The 23229-nt window shown below is 68.6% G+C and carries 20 protein-coding genes; 6 read left to right on the top strand and 14 right to left on the bottom strand.

What is annotated here, in order from left to right; translation table 11 throughout:
• Window positions 1-207 precede the first annotated feature (207 nt).
• Window positions 208-1083, bottom strand: coding sequence for a protease HtpX (htpX, locus tag CTA01S_RS12250; RefSeq protein ID WP_062195928.1), 876 nt, complete (start codon window positions 1081-1083; stop codon window positions 208-210).
• Between the two features lie 92 nt (window positions 1084-1175).
• Entirely contained in the window at window positions 1176-1622 is a 447-nt protein-coding gene (locus CTA01S_RS12245; protein ID WP_062195926.1) for an SH3 domain-containing protein, read from the bottom strand.
• Window positions 1623-1802: 180 nt separating this feature from the next.
• On the opposite strand from CTA01S_RS12245, the gene CTA01S_RS12240 reads away from it, so the two are divergent.
• From CTA01S_RS12240 to corA, 3 genes are all read left to right on the top strand, one after another.
• On the top strand, window positions 1803-2414 hold the full coding sequence (locus CTA01S_RS12240) for a TetR/AcrR family transcriptional regulator (RefSeq protein WP_062195925.1): 612 nt from the start codon (window positions 1803-1805) through the stop codon (window positions 2412-2414).
• A gap of 61 nt (window positions 2415-2475) precedes the next feature.
• Window positions 2476-3687, top strand: a complete 1212-nt coding sequence (locus tag CTA01S_RS12235; RefSeq protein ID WP_062195924.1) for a patatin-like phospholipase family protein — start codon at window positions 2476-2478, stop codon at window positions 3685-3687.
• 229 nt (window positions 3688-3916) lie between these two features.
• A complete protein-coding gene (corA, locus tag CTA01S_RS12230; RefSeq protein ID WP_019560652.1) occupies window positions 3917-4879 on the top strand; it encodes a magnesium/cobalt transporter CorA in 963 nt (320 codons plus the stop codon).
• A 2-nt stretch (window positions 4880-4881) separates the two neighbouring features.
• Here the strand turns inward: corA and CTA01S_RS12225 are convergent, their stop codons facing one another.
• From CTA01S_RS12225 to CTA01S_RS12185, 9 genes are read right to left on the bottom strand one after another with little or no spacing between them, the layout of a single operon-like run.
• Window positions 4882-5847 (bottom strand): NAD(P)/FAD-dependent oxidoreductase, encoded by a 966-nt coding sequence (locus CTA01S_RS12225; protein ID WP_062195922.1) that lies wholly within the window; start codon window positions 5845-5847, stop codon window positions 4882-4884.
• Window positions 5844-6281: a nuclear transport factor 2 family protein gene (locus CTA01S_RS12220; protein WP_062195920.1), complete on the bottom strand. Its 438-nt coding sequence runs from the start codon at window positions 6279-6281 to the stop codon at window positions 5844-5846. Before CTA01S_RS12220 ends, CTA01S_RS12225 begins: the two co-directional genes overlap by 4 nt.
• A gap of 37 nt (window positions 6282-6318) precedes the next feature.
• Window positions 6319-7092 (bottom strand): SDR family NAD(P)-dependent oxidoreductase, encoded by a 774-nt coding sequence (locus tag CTA01S_RS12215; protein WP_062195917.1) that lies wholly within the window; start codon window positions 7090-7092, stop codon window positions 6319-6321.
• Between the two features lie 9 nt (window positions 7093-7101).
• Window positions 7102-7635, bottom strand: a complete 534-nt coding sequence (locus CTA01S_RS12210) for a DUF3833 domain-containing protein (protein ID WP_062195914.1) — start codon at window positions 7633-7635, stop codon at window positions 7102-7104.
• Window positions 7632-8927 carry an MFS transporter gene (locus CTA01S_RS12205; protein WP_084362417.1) on the bottom strand — a complete coding sequence of 432 codons (1296 nt, stop codon included), beginning with the start codon at window positions 8925-8927 and terminating at the stop codon, window positions 7632-7634. Before CTA01S_RS12205 ends, CTA01S_RS12210 begins: the two co-directional genes overlap by 4 nt.
• Window positions 8924-9481, bottom strand: a complete 558-nt coding sequence (locus CTA01S_RS12200) for a chalcone isomerase family protein (RefSeq protein ID WP_062195910.1) — start codon at window positions 9479-9481, stop codon at window positions 8924-8926. The genes CTA01S_RS12205 and CTA01S_RS12200 overlap by 4 nt, the downstream gene beginning before the upstream one ends.
• Entirely contained in the window at window positions 9478-10713 is a 1236-nt protein-coding gene (locus tag CTA01S_RS12195) for an SAM-dependent methyltransferase (RefSeq protein ID WP_062195907.1), read from the bottom strand. Before CTA01S_RS12195 ends, CTA01S_RS12200 begins: the two co-directional genes overlap by 4 nt.
• A complete protein-coding gene (locus tag CTA01S_RS12190) occupies window positions 10710-11489 on the bottom strand; it encodes a DUF1365 domain-containing protein (protein ID WP_062195937.1) in 780 nt (259 codons plus the stop codon). Before CTA01S_RS12190 ends, CTA01S_RS12195 begins: the two co-directional genes overlap by 4 nt.
• Window positions 11486-12802: an NAD(P)/FAD-dependent oxidoreductase gene (locus CTA01S_RS12185; RefSeq protein WP_062195905.1), complete on the bottom strand. Its 1317-nt coding sequence runs from the start codon at window positions 12800-12802 to the stop codon at window positions 11486-11488. The genes CTA01S_RS12190 and CTA01S_RS12185 overlap by 4 nt, the downstream gene beginning before the upstream one ends.
• 818 nt (window positions 12803-13620) lie before the next feature.
• Between CTA01S_RS12185 and CTA01S_RS12180 the strand changes: the two genes are divergently transcribed.
• Both CTA01S_RS12180 and sugE read left to right on the top strand, forming a co-directional pair.
• Window positions 13621-14499, top strand: a complete 879-nt coding sequence (locus CTA01S_RS12180) for a diiron oxygenase (protein ID WP_019560662.1) — start codon at window positions 13621-13623, stop codon at window positions 14497-14499.
• A 106-nt stretch (window positions 14500-14605) separates the two neighbouring features.
• The gene (gene sugE / locus CTA01S_RS12175; RefSeq protein WP_062195903.1) at window positions 14606-14920 is read left to right on the top strand and encodes a quaternary ammonium compound efflux SMR transporter SugE; all 315 of its coding nucleotides are present in this window, start codon (window positions 14606-14608) and stop codon (window positions 14918-14920) included.
• Window positions 14921-14924: 4 nt separating this feature from the next.
• Here sugE and CTA01S_RS12170 read toward each other — a convergent pair whose 3' ends face one another.
• Genes CTA01S_RS12170 through glnE form a run of 3 tightly spaced genes read right to left on the bottom strand, consistent with a single transcriptional unit; the run spans window position 14925 to window position 18991 of the window.
• Complete coding sequence (locus tag CTA01S_RS12170) at window positions 14925-15575, bottom strand: glutathione S-transferase family protein (RefSeq protein WP_062195900.1); 651 nt, start codon at window positions 15573-15575, stop codon at window positions 14925-14927.
• Between the two features lie 57 nt (window positions 15576-15632).
• The gene (gene rrtA, locus CTA01S_RS12165; protein WP_062195897.1) at window positions 15633-16265 is read right to left on the bottom strand and encodes a rhombosortase; all 633 of its coding nucleotides are present in this window, start codon (window positions 16263-16265) and stop codon (window positions 15633-15635) included.
• Window positions 16241-18991 (bottom strand): bifunctional [glutamate--ammonia ligase]-adenylyl-L-tyrosine phosphorylase/[glutamate--ammonia-ligase] adenylyltransferase, encoded by a 2751-nt coding sequence (gene glnE, locus CTA01S_RS12160; protein WP_019560665.1) that lies wholly within the window; start codon window positions 18989-18991, stop codon window positions 16241-16243. The genes rrtA and glnE overlap by 25 nt, the downstream gene beginning before the upstream one ends.
• 116 nt (window positions 18992-19107) lie before the next feature.
• Between glnE and CTA01S_RS12155 the strand changes: the two genes are divergently transcribed.
• Window positions 19108-23208, top strand: a complete 4101-nt coding sequence (locus CTA01S_RS12155) for a YhdP family protein (RefSeq protein ID WP_198150876.1) — start codon at window positions 19108-19110, stop codon at window positions 23206-23208.
• Window positions 23209-23229: the final 21 nt, after the last annotated feature.

The raw sequence follows: 23229 nt of genomic DNA, 5'->3' as shown, positions 1-23229 counted from the left end.
TGGAACATGGGGGCGCATGGATGAGTGCGCGCGCAAGCCTGAAAAGGCTTGGCCAAATAGCCTACGGCGCCACGAGCGGGGCCGAAAGCCCCCGCATGTGACGATCGAACAGCCCGAGATATCGCCATCTGACACATCAGCCGACAACAGCCGCTTCAGCGGCGGTTGTGCTGACCTTTCCTAGGCAAACGCCGCGTGCGGCCGCGCTCAGGGCTGCTGCTGCAAGGCGCGGATGCGTTCCTCGATGGGCGGGTGGCTCGCCAGCAGGGCCAGCAAGCCCGAGCGACGCGAGCTGATGCCCATGGTTTGCAGGGCCTTGGGCATTTCGCCCGGATCGAGCCGGCCCAGTCGGGCCAGCGCATCGATCATGGGTTGTTTGCGGCCCATCAGCCGTGCGGCGCCGGCGTCGGCGCGGAACTCGCGCTGGCGTGAGAACCAAGCCACGATCACGGCGGCCAAGATGCCCAACAGCAGGTCCAGCACGATGGTGGTGGCGTAGTAGCCCAGGCCTGGGTGATCGCTGTTGTTGCGCAGCAGCACGCGATCGACCACATAACCCACCACGCGCGAGATGAAGACGACGAAGGTGTTCATCACGCCCTGGATGAGCGTCATCGTCACCATGTCGCCATTGGCGATGTGCGCCACCTCATGGCCGATGACGGCTTCCACCTCCTCGCGCGTCATGCTTTGGAGCAATCCGGTGGAGACGGCCACCAAGGCCGAGTTCTTGAAGGCGCCGGTGGCAAAGGCATTGGGCGGGCCGTCGTAGAGGGCCACCTCGGGCATGCCGATGCCGGCGCGCTGGGCGAACTGGTGCACCGTGTGCACGATCCACTGGTGCGTGGGGTCGGGCGAGTCGTTGATCACCCGTGCGCCGGTGCTGAACTTGGCCATGGGCTTGCTGATGAGCAAGGAGATGAGCGCGCCGCCAAAGCCCATGAGGGCTGCAAAGCCCAGCAGCGCTGCCAGATCCAGGCCCTGGGCACTGAGGAAGCGCTGGAGACCCAGCACATGGGCGGTCATGCCCAGCACGACGATCACGGCCAGGTTGGTCGTCACGAATAGCACGATGCGTTTCATGGATCGATTTCCTTCGAGGCAGAGGCAGAGGCAGAGGCAGGGGTTGAGGGGCGCATCCTGTCAAGCCATGAGGTCTGGCGACCGGGCTCGTGCTACCAGCCCCAAAGCAAGCGGCGGGCCACCCAGCCGGTCACGCCGGCGTCCTCGTGGTGCACGCGCACCCAGGACGGGCGCTTTTCCAGCGTGCGCAAGACCTCGCCGTACTGGGCTTGGCCCAGGATGCGGCTGCCGGTCGAGGGGGCGCTGCGGATGTTGACGGTTTGCACCTTGACCACATGGTGTGGCGTGCGGCCGGTCAGTGGTCGATACACCCAGGCCACGTCATTTTCGAAATCGCGCACTTTGAGCCACTGTCCCTGACGGCCGATGACTTGCAGCGGATAGCCTTGGCTGACGACCCACAGTGCGTCGTGCTGGGTGCCGGCGCCGGCGCGCAGGTTCACCTCGGGGCGAGCGATGCTGACCATGGTCTGGGCAGCGGCCGGCAGGGCAAAGGCTGCGGCAGCCAGCCACGGAAGAAGGGGCGAGAGTCGCTTCATCTCGGCAAGCTCCTGTGGTGGGTCAAGACTTGGCATAGTGCCTGCCTTGGCCTCGGAGGTTCCCTGCAATGGGGGGCTGCCGGCTGCACGGCCGCGTGGCGGGCGCGTACCATCACGGCTTTGCACCGGGCCTCGTGGTGCTGTGCAGTCCGGCATGGCCGGGGCCGGCCCGTCCATGCCATGACTGAACCCATTCCGAAGAAAAAGAGCGAGCGCACGCTCAATGCCATCGTCAATACCGCCTTGGAGCTGGCGGTGACCCAAGGGCTGTCCAGCATGTCGCTGGGCGAAGTGGCCAAACGCCTGGGCATCAGCAAGAGCGGGGTGTTCGTGCGCACCGGCTCGGTGGAGAACCTGCAAGACATGGTGCTGGCGCGCTATGAGCAACTCTTTGCCGAGCATGTGTTTCTCCCCGCCTTGGAGGCCCCGCGGGGGCTGCCGCGGCTGGATCGCATCATGGAGTTGTGGATCGGCCGTGGCGTGGGCCGCAAGGCCATGGCCGGCTCGTTGCATGCGGTGGCGGCCTTCGACCTGCACCCGATGGAGTCGCCTCTGCGCAAGAAGGTGCGTGCCGGGGTGGCCCGCTGGCGCAAGACGCTGGCGCGCACGGTCCTGCAAGCCATCGAGGAGGGGCATTTGCGCCCCGACACCGAGCCGGCTCAACTCGTGTGGGAGATGAACAGCTTGATGCTGGGCTACTTCCATGACCTGCATTTCCTGCGCGAGCGCCGCGCGGCCCAGCGCACCTGGGAGGCCTATCAGCGCTTGATTTCGACGTACAAGCGCGGCTGAGGCGGCGCACTAAGGGAATGTGAGTGTTCGCTGGCGCGGGCGGCTCGGCAAAATCGCCGGCATGACCTTGGGCACTGCATTCGGTTCTTTGCTCGATCCGCCAGAGGAGGCCGCGCCGCGCACCGCCTTGGTGTTGATGGGCGGCGGGGCTCGCACGGCTTATCAGGTGGGCGTGTTGCTGGGGTTGACGCACCTCTTGGGACGCGGTCCGGGCGGCTGGTTCGACATCGTGGTGGGCACGTCGGCCGGGGCCTTGAACGCGGCTTGTTTGGTGGACCAAGCACCGGTGGGCGCGGCGGCAGTGGAGCGGCTGGCGCAGCTGTGGATGGGGCTGCATGCCGATCAGGTCTACCGGGTCCAGCCGTGGCGGATGACGCCCGGGCTGCGGTGGGCCGGTCTGCTCTCGCCGGCGTGGTTGTTGCGCCGCTTGCCGCGCTGGCTGCTGGACCCCGCGCCGCTGACGGCTCTGCTGGGCCGGGTGGTGCGCCCCGCGCGCATTGCGCAAGCCTTGGATCAGGGGCATTTGCAGGCTTGGGCGGTGACGGCCTCCAGCTACACCAGCGGCGTGCACTGGACGTTCTACCAGGCCGCACGGCGCTGGCATCGTCCGGCCTGGCAGCGCCCCGGCCGTCGGGCGGTGGCGCAGGCCATCGGGCCGCAACATCTGCTGGCCTCGGCGGCCATTCCGTTTCTGTTTCCGGCCGTGCCGCTGGAGGTGGAGGGGCGCACCGAATATTTCGGCGATGGGTCGATGCGCCAGATCGCGCCGCTGTCGCCGGCGTTCAATCTGGGAGCGACGCGCATTTTGGCCATCGGTGTGGGTCAGCCCGAACGCAGCGCCCTGGGCGCCGGCTCCATGGCCCCCGGGAGCTATCCCTCGCTGGCGCAAATTGCCACGCATGCCATGGCCAGTGTGTTTCACGACACCTTGGAAGCCGATGTCGAGCAGGCCGAGCGCGTGAATGCGGGACTGCGGCGTTGGTCGCAGCAGGGCGGGATGGCGCCTTACCGGGCCGTGCAGGTGCTGGCGATGCAGCCCTCGCGTTCTTTGGACGAATTGGCCTTGGCGCATGTGCGAGCCCTGCCGGAGGCGGTGTTTGGCTTGCTCAAGATGTTGGGGGGCACGCAGGCCGCAGGCGCGGCCTTGGCCAGCTACTTGCTGTTCGAGCCGCCTTTCGTGCAGGCGCTCATCGAGCTGGGGCGTGCCGATGTGTGGGCCCGGCGGGCGCAGCTGGAGGCTTTTTTCGAGGGCCGGCCCGTGCCGGGCGCCTGAGTTCACGAAGCGGTGCCATAATCGGCCCTGGTTCCATCACGGAGACTTCCTTGGACAGCCCCCAGCCTCGGTGGCCGTCCACTCCAACCCGGGTCCGCGCGTTGTAAGGGCGGGTCGGTGGCCGCCGCAGGCGGCGTTGGGGTGAGACGGTGACCGATTTCGACCCGTTCGCAACCCCAAAAGACATGTGCGCCGCCGTGCTTGCGGCGGCGCCCTGGTTGGAGAGTTCATGCTCAATGTGTTCACGCTGGCCAATGGCCGGCTCGTCCAGCAGGAAATCGATCGTCCTGAGGCGCTGGCGCAGGTGCAGCCCGTGTGGGTGGACCTCGAAGCGCCCACGCCCGAGGAGAAGGGGTGGATCGCCGGGCGCTTCGGCGTGAACATCCCCCAGGATGTGGTGGATGAAGACCTGGAGGAGTCGGCCCGTTTCTACGAGGAAGACAACGGCGAGCTGCACATCCGCTCGGACTTCCTGATCGATGAGGATGACACGTCGCGCAACGTGCGGGTGGCGTTCATCTTGCACCGCAACATCCTGTTCTCGATCCACGACCGAGACTTGCCGGTGTTCCGCCTGTTGCGCTTGCGTGCGCGGCGCATGCCCGGGCTGATCGAGGACGCCAAGGACGTGCTGCTCAAGCTCTACGATGCCGATGCCGAGTACTCGGCCGATTCTCTGGAGGGCATTTATGACGCGCTGGAAAAAGTCAGCGCGCTGGTGCTCAAGGAGGAGGTCAACGACACGGCCGCGGCCGAGGCGTTGGCGGCCATCGCCCGCGAGGAAGACCTCAATGGCCGCATTCGTCGCAATGTGATGGACACGCGCCGCGCGGTGAGCTTTTTGATGCGCTCGCGCCTGCTCAATGCCGAGCAGTTCGAGGAGGCGCGTCAGATCATGCGCGACATCGATTCGCTCGATTCGCACACGGCCTTCTTGTTCGACAAGATCAACTTCCTGATGGATGCCACGGTCGGCTTCATCAACATCAACCAGAACAAGATCATCCGCATCTTCTCGGTGGCCAGCGTGGCTTTGCTGCCGCCGACCTTGGTGGCCAGCATCTACGGCATGAACTTCGAGTACATGCCCGAGCTGAAATGGAAGTTCGGCTATCCGTTTTCGCTGGCGCTGATGGCAATGTCGGTCATCGCCCCGTTCTGGTACTTCCGGCGCAAGGGCTGGCTCAAGTAGCCTCAAGTAGCCCGCATCGCGCGGGCCAGCGCTTGGGCGCTGAGCCAGGCACGTTCGACGCCATCGATGCCATCGGCGCCGTGCCAGGCATCGCCACATGCGCCGATGCGCAAGGCGGCGTCCCAGCCGCAGGGTTCGCTCAGCGGCGACGGCACCTGGGCATGGCGCCAGAGGTGGGCCTCGGCGTACACCGGGCGGGCCAGCTGCACGCCCAGCGCTTCGCTGAAAGCCTCGAGCAGGCGGCGCACGACCTGCACCGCCGGGGCATCGAGGTTGTGGGCGCTCCACTGGGGACTGGCGTGCAGCACCCAGCGGCAGCCCACGCCGGCGACGCGCGGCCGCCCGGGGCGGGTGTCGTCACGGCGTGCCTCGCGCAAGGGGCCGGCCGCCGGCTGCAGGCGCTCGCCGCGGGCGGGCAGGGCCCGCGGCCAGGCGGCCATCACGGTCCAGGTGGGCTGGCTGCGCACGGATCGCATGGCCTGGGCCAGTGCGGGGCTGGCGCCCAGCAAGGGGGCGGCCTGCTCGGCCGGCATGGCCACCACGACGGCATCGAACCGCCGATCGCCCAGTGCGGGCGCCTGCTGGTGAGCGCGCAGCTGCCATCGTCCGTCGCCGGCCGGCTCGATGGCGGCGATCTCGGTGTCCAGTTGCAGCGGCAGGCCCTGCGCCAGCGCACGCAGCAGGGCGTTCATCTCGCCAACACCGGTGTAGCCGGTGCCGCCCTCGCGCGCGAGCCAGCCGGCCTGGCTCCACTGTTGGACTTGCTGCGCAAAGTCGCTGCTGTGGGCGGCGAAGTCCGCGCCGCCATGGTCGAAGGGGCCGGCCGGGCTGTGTCGGGTGGACAGGCGTCCGCCGGGGCCGCGGCTCTTGTCGAAGAGCTGCACTTGCACGCCGGCGGCGGCGAGTGCGCGCGCACAGGTCAGTCCTGCCAGGCCGGCGCCGATGAGGGCCACACGCGAGACGGTCATGCCATGGCCCTGCGTTTGAGCCAACGCATCAGCCCGCCCAGCACCGGCAGCTTTTCGTAGAGCTCCTCGGCGGCATCCCAGTAGTCGCGGTGCACGGCGATGCGCCCATCGGGGGCAAACCGCAGGTGCGAGGCGCCACGCACCACCTGAGGGGCATGGCGGTAGCGGCGCAAGCGGAACGAGAAATCCCAGGCCAGGAAGCACTGGTCCCCCTGGGCGACGGCGGCCGTCACCGTGAAGCGAGGCTCGCGCAGGGCCTCGTCCATGTGGCGGAAGATGCGCTGCACCTCGGCCAGGCCCCGCACCTCGTTGAAGGGGTCCTTGAAGTGGCAGTCCTCGGTGTAGTAGCGGCCGAAGTCGGCCACCGAGGCAGGGCTGTAAGCGTGGAAGAAATCGATCACGCGCTGCACGCGCGGGTCCTCGTGGGTCATCATGGGGCGGCAGTGTAGAGCCGTCGCCGCTGTGGCGGCGTCACAAGCCGGTGGCGCGGCGCACGGCGGCAAAGTACAGGCCGTCGCGCAGCGCACGCAGGGCTTTGAGCCATAGCGTGAAGCGGCGCGGGAAGTGGATCTCGAAGCGCCCGCGTGCCCAGCCCTCGAGCATGGCCTGGGCGGCCTGTTCGGGGGTGAGCAAGGCGGGCATGCGGAAGCGGTTTTGTGCCGTCAGGGCGGTGGCGACGAAGCCGGGGTTGATCACCGAGACGCCCACGCCCAAGGGATGAAGGTCGAGATACAGCGCTTCGGCTAGGTTGATCAGCGCCGCTTTGGTCGGGCCGTAGGCCAGCGCATGGGGCAGGCCGCGGTAGCCTGCCACGCTGGCCACCAGGCTGAGGTGGCCGCTGCGTTGGGCTTGCAGCAGCGGCAACACGGCATCGAGCAGATGCAGCGCCCCCACGTAGTTGATCTGCTGGTGGCGCAAGGCCTCCTCCAGATCGAAGGCGGCCACGCGCATGGGGCGGTAATACCCCGCGCAATAGACCACCAGATCCAGCCGGCCGTAGCGCTGGCGCAGGTCCAAGGCGGCGTTGCGCAGGGCTGTGCGGTCGGTGACGTCCATGGGAATGAATTCGCTGCCCGGGTGCTGGGCCGTGAATTCCTCCAGGGCCTGCACATTGCGTGCAGACACGATGACGCGGGCGCCGCGGGCATGCAAGGCGGCCGCCGCGGCGCGGCCGATGCCGGAGGAGGCGCCCACCAGCCAGGCGATGCGGCCGGGCCAGTCGGTCAGTGTCGGATTGAGGGCCATGGGAGTCTTTCAGTGTTTCAAAAACGTGAGCGTGACTTCGCCCAGGCGGATGCCGAATTTGCTCATCACCGCTTTGTTGAGCATGACGCGCTCGTCCATCAGGTACATCCAGTCGTCGAACTGCACGTCATAGGTGCGGCCATCGACCGGCAGGCGCAGCGTGTAGCGCCAATGCAAGGCATTGCCACGCACCTGGCCGCGGGCTTCACCGACCACGTCGTCGGCGCGACCGCTGTAGCGTCCGTCGGCCAAGCGGGTGAGGCGCCAGACGCGGCGCTCGGTGCGACCATCGCTGTAGGTGAACACCTCGTCGAGCACGCCCTGGTCGCCGTCCCAGCGGCCTTCCATGGCCACCGTGAAGCGGCGCACCACTTGGCCCGAGCGGTCTTGAAAGAGACCATAAGCGGTGAGCCGGCCCTCGAAGTAGCGGCGCAGGTCCAGCTCGGGGCGCTGGCCGGCATAGGCGTCGAGGTTTTGGCTGGCGCAGCCGCTCAGCCCGGCTGCAGCCGCCGCGCCAGCCATCAGCACGAGACGTCGTTTCATCGGTCCTCTCCGGGGGGGTGCCGCAGCCACAGGCCGTACAGCGCGGCGGCGGCGGTGAGTTTGAGTGCACAGGGCAGCAGGCTGTAGGCCAGCGTCAGCGCCAGCAGGCCTTGGGGCTCGCGCGTGCCGGGTTCGTAGCCGGCCAGTTGCAGCAGCGGCAGCGCTGCACCGGCGGCCAGGGCCAGGTTGAGCTTGGTGGCGAAGTTCCACCAGCCGAAGTAGGCGCCCTCGAAACGCCCGCGATGCCCGGCGCGCTGGATCACCCCGGCCAACATCGCCGGGGGCAAGCTCAGATCGGCACCGAGGGCCATGCCGCTGGCGGCGCACACCAGTGCATAAGCCAGCACGTCGCCGGCACCCAGCATGGCGGCCCAGGCGAAGGCGGCCACCGCCAGCAGCATGCCCAGCAGCCAGCTGCGGGCCAGGCCCAGGTGGGCCACGGCACGCACCCACAGCGGCATGGCCAACGCCGCGGCCGCGAAGTACAGCGCCAGAAACAACGGTTCGAAGGCGGCGGCCTGCAGGCGGTCGCGGATGAAAAACAGCACCAAGGTGGCCGCAATGGCGCTGGCCACGCCATTGAGCAGGTAGATGAACAGCAGCCGGCGAAAGCCCTGCACGTCCCAGGGGCGGATCGGGCGCGGGTCCGGCAGCACCGGCTCGCGGCCGGGTTGCGGGGCGCGAGCCAGCAGCCCCAGCCCCAGGGCCAGCAAGACGGCGAAGACCGCGGCGGTGACGCCCAGGCCGGCCAGACTGGGCAATACGCTGGCCACCAGCACGCCGGCCAGCGCGCATCCTTCGCGCCAGGCCACCACGCCGGCGCGCTGACCCGCGCCGCCGCCAAGCATCGCGCCCCAGGCTTGGTGCGTCACGCTCACGGTGCTGTAACTGAAATAGGTCACGAGCAGCAGGGCTGCGCACCAGGTCAGCAAGGCGGGGGCGCCGCGCACCGGGGGAAAGAACAGGGCCGCAAAGCCGGCGGCCAGCACGGCCCCCATGAGGGCCGACAGCGCCCAGGCACGCCGCACGGAATGGCGAAAGAGTCCATCGACGAGGCGGCCGATCCACGGATCGATGAACGCATCGGCCAGGCGCGCACCCAGCAGCACGGCGCCCAACAAGGCCAGCGGCACGCCGAATTCGGTGGCGTAATGAGCCGGCAGCACCACGTACAAGGGCAGGGCCACGAAGGCCAGCGGCAGGCCCAAGGCGCCGTAGGACAGCCCTTGCAGCGGATGGCCCGTCCAGCTCGGGGCCATGGGCCGAGGGGGCATGGCCGCGCGCGCGCTCATGGGGCTCCTTGACTGCCGGACAGGCCCAGCAGTTGCTCGCGCAGACGTGGCTCGGAGGTGCGCGGGGACAACCAGATGCCAAAGAACAGGCGGGCGAATTCGGGGTCGTCGATGTCGGCCGTGGGCTGGCCGTTGTAGAAGAAGCGCGCGCCGCGGCCGGGCAGGTGCAGGCCGACCAGCCGGTCGCCATCGCTCACGTCGGGAAACGCGCGCTGCATGGCCGCCAGCCAGGCACGGGCCTGAGTGTCGCTGAAGGGGCCGATGCGGCGCATTTCCACGATCGACCGCTCGGCGATGGCGCCGCCCTGGAGTCGGCGCAGGTAATGCAAGGCCAGCGCGAAGGCGGTGTCTTCGTAGCGCCGCAGCGCCTCGCCGTGCGCGGGCAGCCACAACCGGGCGTCGTAGATGCGCAGCCCCAGAAAGGTCATGCGGGCCTGGCCTTGCAGCCGCACCGCGGGCCAGATCCCGAGCACTTCGGGCGGCGGCGCGGGCGCAGCCGCGCCGACTCGCACCCATGCGAGGCTGCCCAGTGCGAGTGCGGCCCTTCGTTTCATGGTTTGCGCAAGGTGAATTGGATGACGTCGGTGTTGCCCATCGCGAAGGCGGCTTCGCAATAGGCAAGGTAAAACTCCCAGGTGCGCATGAAGCGGGTGTCGAACCCCAGCCGACGCACGCGGGTTTCTTCGGCCAGAAAGCGCTCACGCCAGCGGCGCAGGGTTTCGGCATAGTCCGCCCCGAAGGCCAGCTCGTTGACCACTTCCAGTCCGGCCTGGCTCGCCTGGGCACGGAACTGGCTGGGGCTGGGCAGCAGGCCGCCGGGGAAGATGTATTGCTGGATGAAGTCGGTGCCGCGCACGTAGCGCTCGAACAGGTCGTCGCGGATCGTGATGCTCTGGATGCAGGCATGAGCGCCGGGCTTGAGCAGGCGGGCCACGGTGGCGAAGTAGGCCGGCCAGTATTCGCGCCCGACGGCCTCGAACATCTCGATCGAGCAAATCGCATCGAAAGGCGCGTCGTCGATGTCGCGGTAGTCTTGCAAGCGCAAGTCGGCCTGTGCCGACAGGCCCAGGGCGTCCAGGCGGGCTCGGGCATAGGCCAGCTGCTCGGTGGACAAGGTCACACCGGTGACTTGGGCGCCGAAGTCCGCGGCGGCCACTTCGGCCAGACCGCCCCAGCCGCAGCCGATCTCCAGCAGGCGGTGGCCAGGCCGCAGACCGCATTCGCGCAAGGCGCGGCGAATCTTGGCGTCTTGGGCTTCGCTCAGCGATCGGTCATGGCGGCCTTCGAACCACGCGCTGGAATAGGTCATGCCTGGGTCGAGCCAGAGCCGGTAGAACTCGTTGCCCAGGTCGTAATGGGCATGGATGTTGCGGCGGCTGCCACGGCGTGAGTTGCGCTGCAGCAGATGCCGCCACCGATACAGCAGCCGCCCCCACCAGTGGCCGTAGATCACCGATTCGATGTCTTGGCGATTGGCGATGAACAAACGGATCAAGGCCGTCAGGTCGGGCGAGGTCCAATCACCGGCGATGAAACTCTCGGCAAAGCCGATGTCGCCGGACTTCAGCGCCTGCGCGCAGACCTTCCAGTTGTGCAAGCGCATGGCCGCGCGTGGCCCCTCGGGCGTGCCGAAGCGGGCGGTGTGGCCGTCGGGCAGTTGCAGGTCCAACTGCCCATGGCGCAGATGCGAGAGCATGCGCAGCACGGTGCGTGCCGCCGCCGGGGCCGACGACGGCAAGGATCGCAGTCCTTGTTCGAGGGGGGAAGAGGTCGTGGTGTGGTTCATCGCGTCACCAGGGAGTCAGGCGGTTCGGGCTTGGTGAAGAAAGGCACCCGCTTGATCCAAAGTCGCAGGGCTTGCCAGTGGATGCGCGCGATGACGCCCAGGCTCATCAGCGGGTGAGCGAAGAAGGCGCGGCGCATGCTGGCGCGCGTCAGCGGCTCCAGCGTCCCGCTCACGCTGGTCAGCAGCAGCGGGCCGTGCGCATCGTCATGCTCGATACGCACCACGGTGCGTGCCGGATGCGTGCCCTCGGGCTGGGTGCGCAGGAAGCGGAAACGGTAACGCCCTTCGACCTTGCAAAACGGCGAGACATGGAAGACCTTGTCTGCCTGCAATTCGATGCCCCAGCCCAGCCGGGGGCCACTGAGCAAGTAACAGTGCCGTTCGCCGAAGGTGTTGTTCACTTCGACCACGATGGCCGCCAGCGAGCCGTCCGTGCGGTGGCAATACCAAAAGCTCACCGGCTTGAACACATAACCCAGCACGCGCGGATAGGTGTGCAGCCATATCTCGCCCGTGGCATCGTGGATGCCTTGGCTGGCCAGCAGGTCGTCGATCCAGCTCAGTGCGTCGGCGCGACCGTCGCCATGGTCGCGGTCGTCGAAGCTGATCAGGCCGAAGCGCTTGCGCGGCAAGGCGGTCCTGGGGCTTCGTGCCAGGCTGCGCAGTGGCAGCATGAGGAAGTAGGTCGGGTAGGCGAATGCATGGCGCACCGGGCGCAAGCGGGTGTGGCGCACCTGCCCGAAGCCGATGAGCGCCTGCGCCGTCGTCGCCCTCATGCCGCTGCCCTGGCCGAGGCGCGCTGACATGCCGCGAGCAGGCGCTGCGCCACGGCTTGACCCGAGCGCAGCCCGTCCTCGTGGAAGCCATAGCCGGTCCAGGCCCCACAAAACCACACATGACCCACGCCCTGGATTTCGTCCAGACGGCGCTGTGCGGCCACCGCCGGTCCGTCGAACACCGGATGGGCGTATTCGTAGCGCCCCAGCACCTTGTCGTCCCGAGGCGGGCGCACCGGATTGAGCGAGACGATCACATCGTCTCGGAAGGGCAAGGGTTGCAGTCGATTCAACCAGTAGTGCAGGCACACGGCGCCGGCTTCCTGGTCAACGTCCGGGGCCCGCTCGTAGTTCCAGGCCGCCCAGGCCTTGCGGCGGCGGGGCAGCAAGCCCGTGTCGGTGTGCAGCACGGCCACGTTGGCGTGGTAGCCGATGGCCCCCAGCAGCTCGCGCTCCAGTGGCAGCGGCTCGGCCAGCAGCGCCAGCGCCTGGTCGCTGTGGCAGGCCAGCACCACGTCGTCATACCGCTCGCTGCCCCGATCGGTGCAGACCATCACCCCGCCGTCGCCCGGACCCGGCCCCAGCCGACGCACCTGGCGCACCGGGGTGTTCAGCCGGGCATCGGCCACACCGGCCAGGATCTTGGCCACGTAGTGCTTGGCGCCGCCTCGCACGGTGTACCACTGTGGCCGGTCGGTGATCTGCAACAGCCCGTGGTTGTGGCAGAAGCGGATCATCGTGCCCATTGGAAAGCGCAGCATTTGATCGGCCGGGCAGGACCAGATGCATGCCACCATCGGCAGGAAATACCACTGGCGGAACTCGGCACCGAATGCATGCCGGTCGAGGAACGCGCCGATCGGTTCGGCCAAGGCCGCGTCATGCCCCTGCCGCGCCAGGGCGGTCGTCAGTCGGTTGAAGCGCAGCAAGTCGCGCAGCATGCGCCAGAAGCCGGCGCGCCACAGGTTGCGGCGTTGGGCAAAGACCGTGTCCAGGGAGCTGCCGCTCCATTCGAGGCCCACCGACGGCAATTGCACCGAAAACGACATGTCCGACGGCGCGGTGTCCACCTGCAACTCGGCAAAGAGCTGTACCAGTTCCGGATAGGTGCGGTGATTGAAGACCAGAAAGCCGGTATCCACGCCGTGGGTCACCGGATGGCCGGACCGGTCGGGCAGGGTCAGCTCGACCGTGTGGGTGTGCCCCCCAAAGTGAGTGCCTGCTTCGAAGAGCGTGACCTGGGCGTGCGGTGCGAGCCGATGCGCGGCGGCCAGACCCGCAATCCCCGAGCCGACGATGGCGATGCGCCGCATGGCTCGCTCCTCAGTCGACCCGGGGCTGCCACGCGGCAGCGCAGGCACAAGACAAAGGTGCTGCGAAGCGCCCCGAGACGAAGGAGGGAGGGAGGGAGGAGGAGGAGAGGCGTCTCGGGATTGCAGCCAGCCCAGCCGGCCGTCTTCGCAGCACAAAAACCGAACCCGGGGGGCCGTCGGTCGGCAGACGCCGACGCGCAGACCCCTGTGGGCTCAGAGACGCTGGCGCACGGGAAGTTCCGCAATGGCGGTGCGGGCCGATGCGGGCGCAGGCAGGGGCGAGGGGCGGCGTCATCAGCGTCATGATTGAACTTTGCAGTTTCAAATAGAACTGTGTAGTATAATTTTGCATCGAATGGTTCATTTGTCCAGCGAAATTTTGGGGGGCCTTGGGGCGAGGCCGCAGGCTGGGTTCCGAGGCGCCGGTCAGGATGGGTCGATGCCAGGGGCGGGCCCCTGTCTCAGGGCGGGTGGGGCTGAAGCCGGGCGACTGCCGGGCCCGCGATGGCTTGCCCAGGCCGATGGCGCGAATGCGGCCCGAGCGAGAAAACCGGGCCGCGTGCCGGCCCTTTCACGACGTTGTCGGGGAACTTCTTGGACAATGGCCGCTTGGCGTGGCGGGCCGAGCGGCCGTCGGTGGTCCATGACGATGCGCCTGGGCCGTGGGAGCCCGGCCGATCGCCAGGCTCTGCGCCAAGCCGCGCCAGGGCCGTTGCAAAACCTCGATGGCCTCCAGGGCTTGCGTCCAACGCCTCCGGCATGGCGTAGTTCGCATCGAGTCGATCTCTCATTGCACTTTCGTCGCCACAGGAACCGACATGCTGTACCCCGAGCTTTTCAAGCAACTCGAAGCCGTGCGCTGGAACATGGAGCGCGACATCCCCTGGGATCGGTTCGATGCATCCAAACTCAGCGACGAGCAGGCGCATACCATCAAGATGAATGCCATCACCGAGTGGGCGGCGCTGCCGGCCACCGAGATGTTCTTGCGCGACAACCGCGACGACAGCGACTTCTCGGCCTTCATGAGCGTGTGGTTCTTCGAGGAGCAAAAGCACTCGCTGGTGCTGATGGAATACCTGCGCCGCTTCCGGCCGGAATTGGTGCCCACCGAGCAAGAGCTGCACGAGGTGCGCTTCGAGTTCGACCCGGCTCCGGCGTTGGAGACGCTGATGCTGCATTTCTGCGGCGAGATTCGTCTGAACCATTGGTACCGGCGGGCGGCACAATGGCACACCGAGCCGGTCATCCAGGCGATCTACGAGACCTTGGCGCGCGATGAAGCTCGCCATGGTGGCGCCTACCTGCGCTACATGAAGCGCGCCATCGCTCGCTTCGGTGACGAGGCCAAGGCCGCGTTTGCCAAGGTGGGCGTGCTGATGGCCAGTGCGCGGCGCACGGCCCAGGCCCTGCATCCGACGAATCTGCACGTCAACGCCAAGCTCTACCCGCGCGACACCGTGCAAAGCCGCCTGCCCAATCCCGAGTGGCTGGAGCGCTGGCTCGATCAGCAGATCAAGTTCGATGCGACCTGGGAGAACAAGGTGGTCGAGCGCATTCTGCACAACCTGAGCTTGCTGATGGATCGCAGCTTCAAGAGCGTGCAGGAGCTCAATCGCTTCCGCAAGGAATTGTCGGCTCGACTGGCTGCGGCCACGCGTCCCGGGGGCGAAGCGCCACAGCCTGCTGGAGCCTGAGGCGCCGCATCGACGACCCTGCATCGTCTGGGTGGTTGTGAAGCAACAGCCGGCCCTCGGGGCGGCTTTTTCCTACCATGGCGGCCTTTCCACAGGGAACGTCACCATGTCCTGGACCTTGCTCTTCATTGCGGGCCTCTTCGAGGTCGCCTGGGCCATCGGCCTGAAATACACCGAGGGCTTCAGCCGTTTCTGGCCCTCGGCCTTCACCGTCACGGCCATGGTGGCCAGTGTCGTGCTGCTGGGCTTGGCCATGCGCGAGCTGCCCGTGGGCACCGCCTATGCGGTGTGGACGGGCATTGGCGCAGTGGGCACGGTGATCCTGGGCATCGTGCTGTTTGGCGACAGCGCCACGGCGCTGCGCCTGTTGTGCGTGGGCCTGATCATTGCCGGCATCCTCGGGCTCAAGCTGGTGGGCTGAGTCGCTAAGACGGCCGGGCGGTCCGCCGCGCCTGGTCCGCCTTGCGGTCGGCGGTCACTTTCTGGGCGCTGGGGCGCTGCCCCACGTGTTTCACATAGGCCTTCCAGTCGATGCCATGCGCGGCCACGAGGTCTTCGCCCAGCACCAATTGGGTTGACAAGGCAACCAGCGGCAGGTGCACATAGGCGGCGCAGTCGGCTTGGGTGAAGTCCGCGCCGGCCACATGGGGCGAAAACTTCGCCAAGAGCTTGAAGCCGGCCAGGTGCTTGTTCAGCAGGGCGCGCACGCGCTCGCGGTTCTTCTCGCTCACGGTGCCGCCGAAGAAGGCCTGGGGGTAGAGCTCGCGCGCCACCAGTTCCAGATGCAGGTCGAGGAAGATCGTCAGCTCACGCACCTTGGCGCGCTGCCAGGGATCGGCCGGCAGCAGCGCCGGGGTGGGCCAGCGCGTCTCGATATAGTCCATCAGCGCTTCGCTTTCACAGAGCACGCCATGCTCGGTGCGGGCAAAGGGCACCTTGCCCAGCGGCGAGCCGGCCGCGCGTGCGGGTTCGCCAGTGGCCACGTCTTCCTCGGTGAACGGGACGCCTTTTTCCAACAGGGCCAACTTGACCTTGTTGTAGTAGTTGGACAGGGGAAAGCCGCAGAGCACGAACATGGGGGGTCTCCTGGAAGCGGTGGGAGCTGCCAGTGCAAACCAACGGGGCGTGGCGCGCTATCGCCTTGGCGACACCGTGTCCGTCCGGGGCCGAGCCAGCTGCAAGAGGATGGCGCACAAGGCCCCGGCGATGGCGCCGGTGGCATGGGCCCCCACGGCCACGGGAAAGGGCCAGTCGGGCCTGACCTGGACGGCGCCGTGCCAGGGGGACTCCAGCAGGATCTTGGCGGCCAACCCCAGCCCCAGGGCGGCGCCCAACCCGCGCCAGCGGCCGCCGGGGCGCCACAGGAGCATCACGGCCGTGACGGCAACGCCGGCATGCAGCACGCCGGACAGACCCAGGTAACGCTCGGGTTGCGCAGCCAGCCACAGCAGGGCATGGGTGAGCGGCCAGGCCGCCGCCCAGGCCACCGTGGCCGACAGGCTCAGCCGGGCCTGCCAACCCAGCAGGCCCAGCAGGGCGCAGCCGGCCAGGTTGGCGCCGAGATGGCCGAGGGTCCCATGGACGAAGGCGGCGCTCCAGCAGCGCCAGATCTGCTGCGGGGCGCTGCGCCACCAGACGAGCGGCTCGTGGGCCGGGGCCCCCGCCCAGCTGGCGACGGCCACCAGCAGCGAGCCCAGGGCTGCCGCGCTGGCCAGCGCAACCCAGGCGACGCCGGGCTGGCTCAGTCGCCGAAGACCTCGCGCCACAGGGCTCGCACCGCGTCGCGCGGCGCGGCGAGTTGTTCGGCCGGAAACTGCGTGGGTCGCTCGTCCAGGCGGGCGCGGTGCTGGGCGCGGCGCAGCTCTCGATAGGCCTCGGCCGCGGCTTGGCCGGTGCCGGCCGAGAGCAAGCCGGCGTGTTCGGCGCGCAGCATCAAGGCGATGTTGCCCACGTCATCGTGCAACTCGGGGTGGGTGGCCCCATGGGCGAGCACCAGGCATTGCACGGCGAACTCGGCATCCATCATGCCGCCTTCGCTGTGCTTGACGTCGAAGAGCCCGTCCTTGACCGGATGGGCCTGGCGCACCTTGGCGCGCATGGCGCGGATTTCCTCGCGCACGGCCCGTGCATCGCGCGGGGCGGCGATCACCTCGCGGCGCACTTGTTCGAAGCGCGCGCCGATGTCCGCTGCGCCGGCGCAAAAGCGCGCCCGTGTGATGGCCTGATGCTCCCAGGTCCAGGCGGTGTTGCTGCCTCGGCCTTTCTGGTAGGCCTCGAAGGCCGACAGCGAGGTCACCAGCAAGCCGGAATTGCCGTTGGGGCGCAAGGCGGTATCGATTTCGAACAGTTCGCCGGCGCTGGTGCGCAGGGTCAGCCAAGTGATGAGCTTGCGCGCGAAAGCGGCGTAGGCCTCGGGCGCGCGCTCGTCGTCGTCGTCGAACAGGAAGACCAGGTCGAGGTCGCCCCCATAGCCCAGTTCCTTGCCGCCGAGCTTGCCGTAGGCGATGACGGCAAAGCGCGGTTGCTCGGCATGGCGTTGACGCAGGTGCGGCCAGGCCCAGCGCAGGGTGCATTCGACGGTGGCATCGGCCAGGGCGGAGAGATCGTCGGCGACTTGCTCGACGCTGATGTGCCCCTCGACATCGCGCACCAGGGTGCGGAACACCTCGGCATGATGGGCGCGGCGCAGGGTGTCGAGCAGGGCTTCTTCGTCGGCCTGGCCCGAGCGCGCCCAGGCTTCGTGGCGTTGCTCCAGGTCGTGCACGAAGCTGGCGGCATCGAAGCGGGTGTAGATCAGGCGCGGGTCGGCCAGCTCGTCGATCACGCCGGGGTGGCGCATCAGATAGCGCATCGGCCAGCGCGCCAAGCCCAGCAGGCGCAGCAAACGCTGGTGGACCTCGGGCCGCTCCACCAGCATGGCAAGGTAGCTCTCGCGGCGCAGCAGGGGGTCGAGCCAGTCGATGAAGCGCAAGGCCGCCTCGTCGGGGATGTCGCCTTGCGCCACGCGCTGGGCCGACCGCAACACCAGCTTGGCCAGTCGTTGCTTGGTGTCGTCGCGCAAAGCGGCGATGCGCGGGTGCGCCACCCAAGGCTTGACCCGTTGGGCCAGAGCCAGCGGCAGCCGCTCGAGCAAGGCCTCGCTGTCCAGCGCCGGCAGCGACTCGCCACAGCCCTTGCAGCCACCCGGGCGCGGGGATTGGCCATCGTGCAAGAGGGCGTCGAACTCCAGCGCCACGAATTCGCGGGTTTGCAGCAGACGGTCCATCAACTCGCAGGCATCGCGATGGCAGGCCAGGCCCAGGCTGCCGGCGATCCAGCGCAAATCCTCGTCATGGGTGGGTAGCTGGTGGGTCTGCTGATCGTCGAGGTACTGGATGCGGTGTTCGACCCGGCGCAAAAAGACATAGGCCTCGGCCAATTGCTGCGCCGTCTCGGGCTTCATCACGCCCACCTGGGCCAGGCGTTCGAGGGCGCGCAGCGTCGAGCGGGTGCGGATCTCGGGGAACTGGCCGCCGCGCACGACCTGCAACAGCTGCACGATGAACTCGATTTCTCGGATGCCGCCACGCGAGAGCTTCACGTCATTGGCGCGCTCGGGCCGGCCGGCGGCGCGGCGCGCGGCCTCTTCGCGCACCTTGCGGTGCAGGTTGCGCAGGCTCTCGAACACACCGTAGTCGAGATAACGGCGAAAGACGAAGGGAATGACCACATCCCGCAACTGCAAGGCCCGTCCCGAGACCACCGAGGCGCGCGGGGCCACCACACGGCTTTTGAGCCAGGCAAAGCGCTCCCACTCGCGGCCTTGCACGAGGAAATATTCCTCCAGCATGGCCAGGCTCACCACGGGCGGGCCGGACATGCCATTGGGTCGCAAGGCCAGATCGACACGGAAGACGAAACCATCCTCGGTGGTGTCGCCGATGAGCGTGTACAGGCTGCGCGCCACCTGCGAGAAGTATTCGTGTGCCGAGATGCGGCCGCCCCCTTGCGCGTTGCCGGCGGTCATGCCGGCTTCCTCGTACACGTAGACCAGGTCGATGTCGGAGGAAACGTTGAGCTCGCGCCCGCCGAGCTTGCCCATGCCCACGACCCAGAAGTCGATGCGTTGGCCGGCTTCGTTCAGCGGTGCGCCGTGGCGCTCGTCTTGTTCGGCCAAAGCCGCACTGAGCGCACGGTCGAGCGTCACTTCGGCCAGCGCGGTCATCGCCTGCCCGATCTCGGGCATGCTGGCGGCGCCTTCGATGTCGAGCACGGCCAGCCGCTCCAGCGTGAGCTGACGCGCCTGCCGCAAGGCCGCTGCCAGCGATCGACCGCGACCGAGCAAGGCATCGATCAGGGCTTCGATGCGGGGCGGGTCGGGAAGCCCAGGGGGCAGCAAGCCCAAGATGTCGCCATGGCGACGACGCACCCGCTGCACGAAGCGGGAATACTCGGCCCTCACCCCTGGGCCGGTGGCGGAGCGACCGCCGCTGACAACTTCGTGGAAACCCATGGCCCGTCCTGGGGTCTGATCAGATGCCTGTGCTAGATTGTGATGGCCTCATCGCGCAGGGCGCCGATGGCTTGCGCGTTGCTGCGCGAGCCGTGGCGGCTGCCGTCATCGTCCCCATGAGTCTTGCTGTCTTGCCGCATGCCTGGTTCCAATGGCCCCGTCGGGCCGTTGGCAAGATCGTGCGCGTGTTGCAGTGGATGACGGTGGCGGCGCTGGGCCTCATGCTGCTGGTGTGGCTGGTCGTGCACACGGTGATTCTGCCGCGAATCGACACTTGGCGTGTGCCGATCGAGCAGGCCGCCACCCGGGCCTTGGGGGTGCCCGTGCAGATTGGGCGCATCCGTGCGGAATTTCACGGCGGCACGCCGGTGTTCGAGCTCGATGAGGTGCGCCTGTTCGACAGCCAGGGGCATGAAGCCTTGCGTCTGCCGCGCCTGAGCGGGACATGGTCTTGGGCCTCGCTGTGGCATGTCGAGTTGCGATTGGGCCGCCTGGACATCGAGGCCCCTCGCTTGGCCGTGCGGCGCGATGCCCAGGGGCGGCTGTTCATTGCCGGGTTGGATGTGGGGGACACTGGCGCCAGTGCGTCGGCCTCGCCGGCGGCCCTGGACTGGTTCCTCTCGCTGCCGGAGTTTCGCGTGCGAGGGGGGCAGCTGCGCTGGATCGACGAGCAGCGCGGCCTGCCGCCCCTGGAGCTTGGCGACGTGCAGGTGGTGATGCGCAACAGCGCCCTGGCGCCGCGTCGGCATGAGTTCCGGCTCGATGCCACCCCGGTGGACGGCTGGGGCGAGCGCCTGTCGCTGCGGGGCCGGTTCACGCAGCCGTTGCTGACCCGTCCATCCGATCGTTCGCGTTGGAGCGGCCAGGCCTATGCCGAGCTGCCGCGGGTGGACTTGCAGGCTTTACGCCGCCACTTGCCGGCCGAGCTGCAGCTGCAGCGCGGCGTCGGAGGGCTGAGGGTGTGGGCGGACATGCAGGCCGGGCGCTGGAGCGGTGTGACCCTCGACCTCGATCTGACCGATCTGCAAGCCCGCTTCGAAGGGGTCGACCAGGCCCTGGAGCTGGGCGGCCTGCACGCGCGCCTGCTCTGGCGTGAGGAGGAGGGCGGGCAGCAAGTCGTGGCCTTGCAGGGGCTGAGCGCGACGGCCGCCACGCACACGGCCCCGGCGCAGGCGGCGCTTTGGGCAGGGCTGCCGCCGTCCTTCGAGCTGCGGTGGCGTGCGGCGTCCACACCAGGGCTCACCGAGGACGGGTCGCTCCATCTGCCGCGCGCCGATGTGGCCGCCTTGGCCGCGTTGGCACAACGGCTGCCCCTGCCGGCGGGCTTGCGTGCCGGACTGGCCGAAGTGCAGCCGGCCGGTCGGGCCGAACCCTTGTCGCTGCAATGGCAGGGCGATTGGCGTGCACCACGGGCGTACCGGGTCAGTGGCCAGTTGTTCGGCGTGAGCCTGGCCGCGCAGGCCGTGGGGCCGACGGTGGGGCGTCCCGGGTTGCAAGGGGCCGACTTGGCCTTCCAAGCCCATGAGTCCGGGGGCTCGGCCCGGTTGCACATGCGTCAAGGCGCCTTGGTGTTCCCGGGCGTGTTCGACGATCCGCGCGTGCCGCTGGACGAGCTGCAGGCCGACTTGGCCTGGACCCTCACGGCCGGCGAGGATGGCCCGGCCGTGACTGTGCAGGTGCGCGACGCGCACTTTGCCAATGCAGATGCCCAGGGGCGCTTCGTTGGGACATGGCGCACCGGCGCGGCCGCCGGCGTGGGCCGCGGGGCGCGGCTGCCCGGCGTGCTCGATCTGCAGGGCCGCCTCGACCAGGCCCAGGCCACGCGCATCTGGCGGTATCTGCCGCGCCAACTGCCCGCCTCGGTGCGTGACTATGTGCGTCGCGCCGTGATGGCCGGCCGCGCCAGCGAGGTGGAGTTCCGCGTGCAGGGTGATTTGTGGGACTTCCCCTATGCGCCCGGCCAAGACGGCACTTTCCGCATTGCCTCGCGCATCGAGCAGGCCAGCTTTGCTTACGTGCCCGGCCAGGAGGGGCAAGCCTCGCCCTGGCCGGCCTTCACCCATGTGCATGGCGAGCTCGTGTTCGATCGGCACTCGATGCAGATTCGACAGGCCCGGGCTCGGCTCTTCGGCTTCGAACTGCAAGACGTCAACGGCGGCATCGAGGACTTGGCACATCAGCCCGTGCTGCGCTTGAGCGGAGCTGGCAGCGGGCCTTTGGCCGATGCCTTGCGTTTCGTCAATGACACGCCGGTGGGGCAGTGGACGCATCATGCGCTGGCCCAGGCCAGCGGCAGCGGCCTGGCGCAGCTGCGCTTGTCGGTGCAACTGCCGCTGGACGACCCGTCGCAGGCTCGCGTGCAGGGGCGCGTCCGTTTGGACGGCAACGACCTGCGGCTGCGACCCGACACGCCCGTGCTGGCGCGCGCCCGCGGCGAGGTGAGCTTTTCCGACGAGGGCTTCACGGTGCATGGCGCCTCGGCCCGGGTGTTGGGGGGGGAGCTGCAGTTCGAAGGCGGCACCATGCGCGATGGCAGTGTGCGCTTCGAAGGCCAAGGCACGGCCAGCGCCGCCGGCCTGCGCGAGGTGCGTGAACTGGGGCTGCTGCCCTATCTGGCCGAGCACCTGCAAGGCCAGACGGCCTACCGGCTCCAGTTCGGTCTGGTGCAAGGCTGGCCCGAGCTGAGCCTCAGCAGCGACCTCACCGGACTGGCCTCGACCCTGCCCGCCCCGCTGGACAAGCCCGCGGCGCGGCCCTGGCCTTTGCGAGTGACGCAGACCGTCGAGGCCGACAGCCTGCAGCCGGGCCGCACACCACGCGACCAGGTGCGCGTGCAGCTCGGTCAATCGCTGTGGGTGCATTACCGCCGGGCGCTGGGCGACGCGACCCAAGGCACCCCCACGCGCGTGCTGGCCGGTGCCATCGGCCTGGGCGATGCCCTGCCGCTGCCGGCCAGCGGCGTGCGCGCCCGGGTGGCCTTGCCCCAGCTCGACATGGACCGCTGGCGTGCCGTGGCTGAAAGCTTCGAAGCCGGTCTGGCCAGCGCCGAGGCGCCGGGGGCGGACTATGCGCCCGATCGCGTCGAGCTGCGCAGCGCGGCGGTGCAGGCCGCGGGCCGGCGGTTCACGGCCGTGCGTCTGACGGGCGAACGCGCCGGTGAAGGCTGGCGTGGCCAGGTCCGCAGCGAACAGCTCGAAGGCCGCATCGAATGGCAGCCTGGGGCCGCCGGCGGCCAGCTCCGAGCCCGGCTGGCCCGTCTGAATTGGCCCGAGGCCGATCCTGGCGATGGAACACCGGCGGCCACGCCGTTCGGCTCGGACCGTGCAGCACCCGCCCTGGACATCGAGGTCGAGGACTTCCGCTGGGGCTCGCGTGCCTTGGGGCGTTTGGAAGTGCAGGCCGAGAGCCGTCGCACTGGCGAGTTCCGTGAATGGCGGCTGCGGCGACTGTCGCTGCAAAACGCCGTGGCTCGCTTCGGGGCCAGCGGTGCTTGGCTGGCCGTGCGCGATGGCCTCGGCGGGGCCACGGCCCGCACCGAACTGGACTTCGAGCTGGACGTGACCGACAGCGGCAGCCTGCTGGAGCAATGGGGGCAGGCCGGCGTGCTCAGCGGCGGCCAAGGGCGCGCCAGCGGTCGCATCGGCTGGCAGGGTCCGCCCCTGGCTCCCGACCTGGCCAGCCTGGAAGGACAGCTGCGCGTCGATGTCGAACGCGGCCGCTTCCTCAAGGCCGACCCCGGCGCGGCGCGGCTCATCAGCGTGCTGAGCCTGCAGGCCTTGCCTCGGCGGCTGATGCTCGACTTCCGCGATGTCTTCAGCGAAGGCTTCGCCTTTGACGACTTCGGCGGCGATGTGCGCATCGAGCGTGGCGTGGCCCACACCGACAACCTGCGCATGCGGGGGGTGGCCGCTGCGGTGCTGATGGAAGGCCGCGCCGACCTGCGGCACGAAACCCAGGACCTGCGCGTGGTCGTGGTGCCCGAGATCAACGCCGGCGGCGCCTCGCTGGTGTATGCCGCGATCAATCCGGCCGTGGGCCTGGGCACCTTCTTGGCGCAGCTGTTCTTGCGCAAACCCATGATCGAGGCCAACACCCGTGAATTCCGCATCACGGGCTCGTGGAGTGACCCTCAGGTGTTGGCCGTCCCCCGCGCCGCTTCGTCGGCGGCGCCAGCGGCCACCAGTGGGGCGCCCAGCCCTGCGCTGCCGGGGGGATGAACCCCCGATCCCCAACGAAGG

Origin of the sequence: Caldimonas taiwanensis NBRC 104434 (assembly GCF_001592165.1) — a bacterium.
In the GTDB taxonomy this organism is placed as follows: Bacteria; Pseudomonadota; Gammaproteobacteria; order Burkholderiales; family Burkholderiaceae_C; genus Caldimonas; species Caldimonas manganoxidans.
This window is presented reverse-complemented; position numbering and strand designations above follow the sequence as displayed.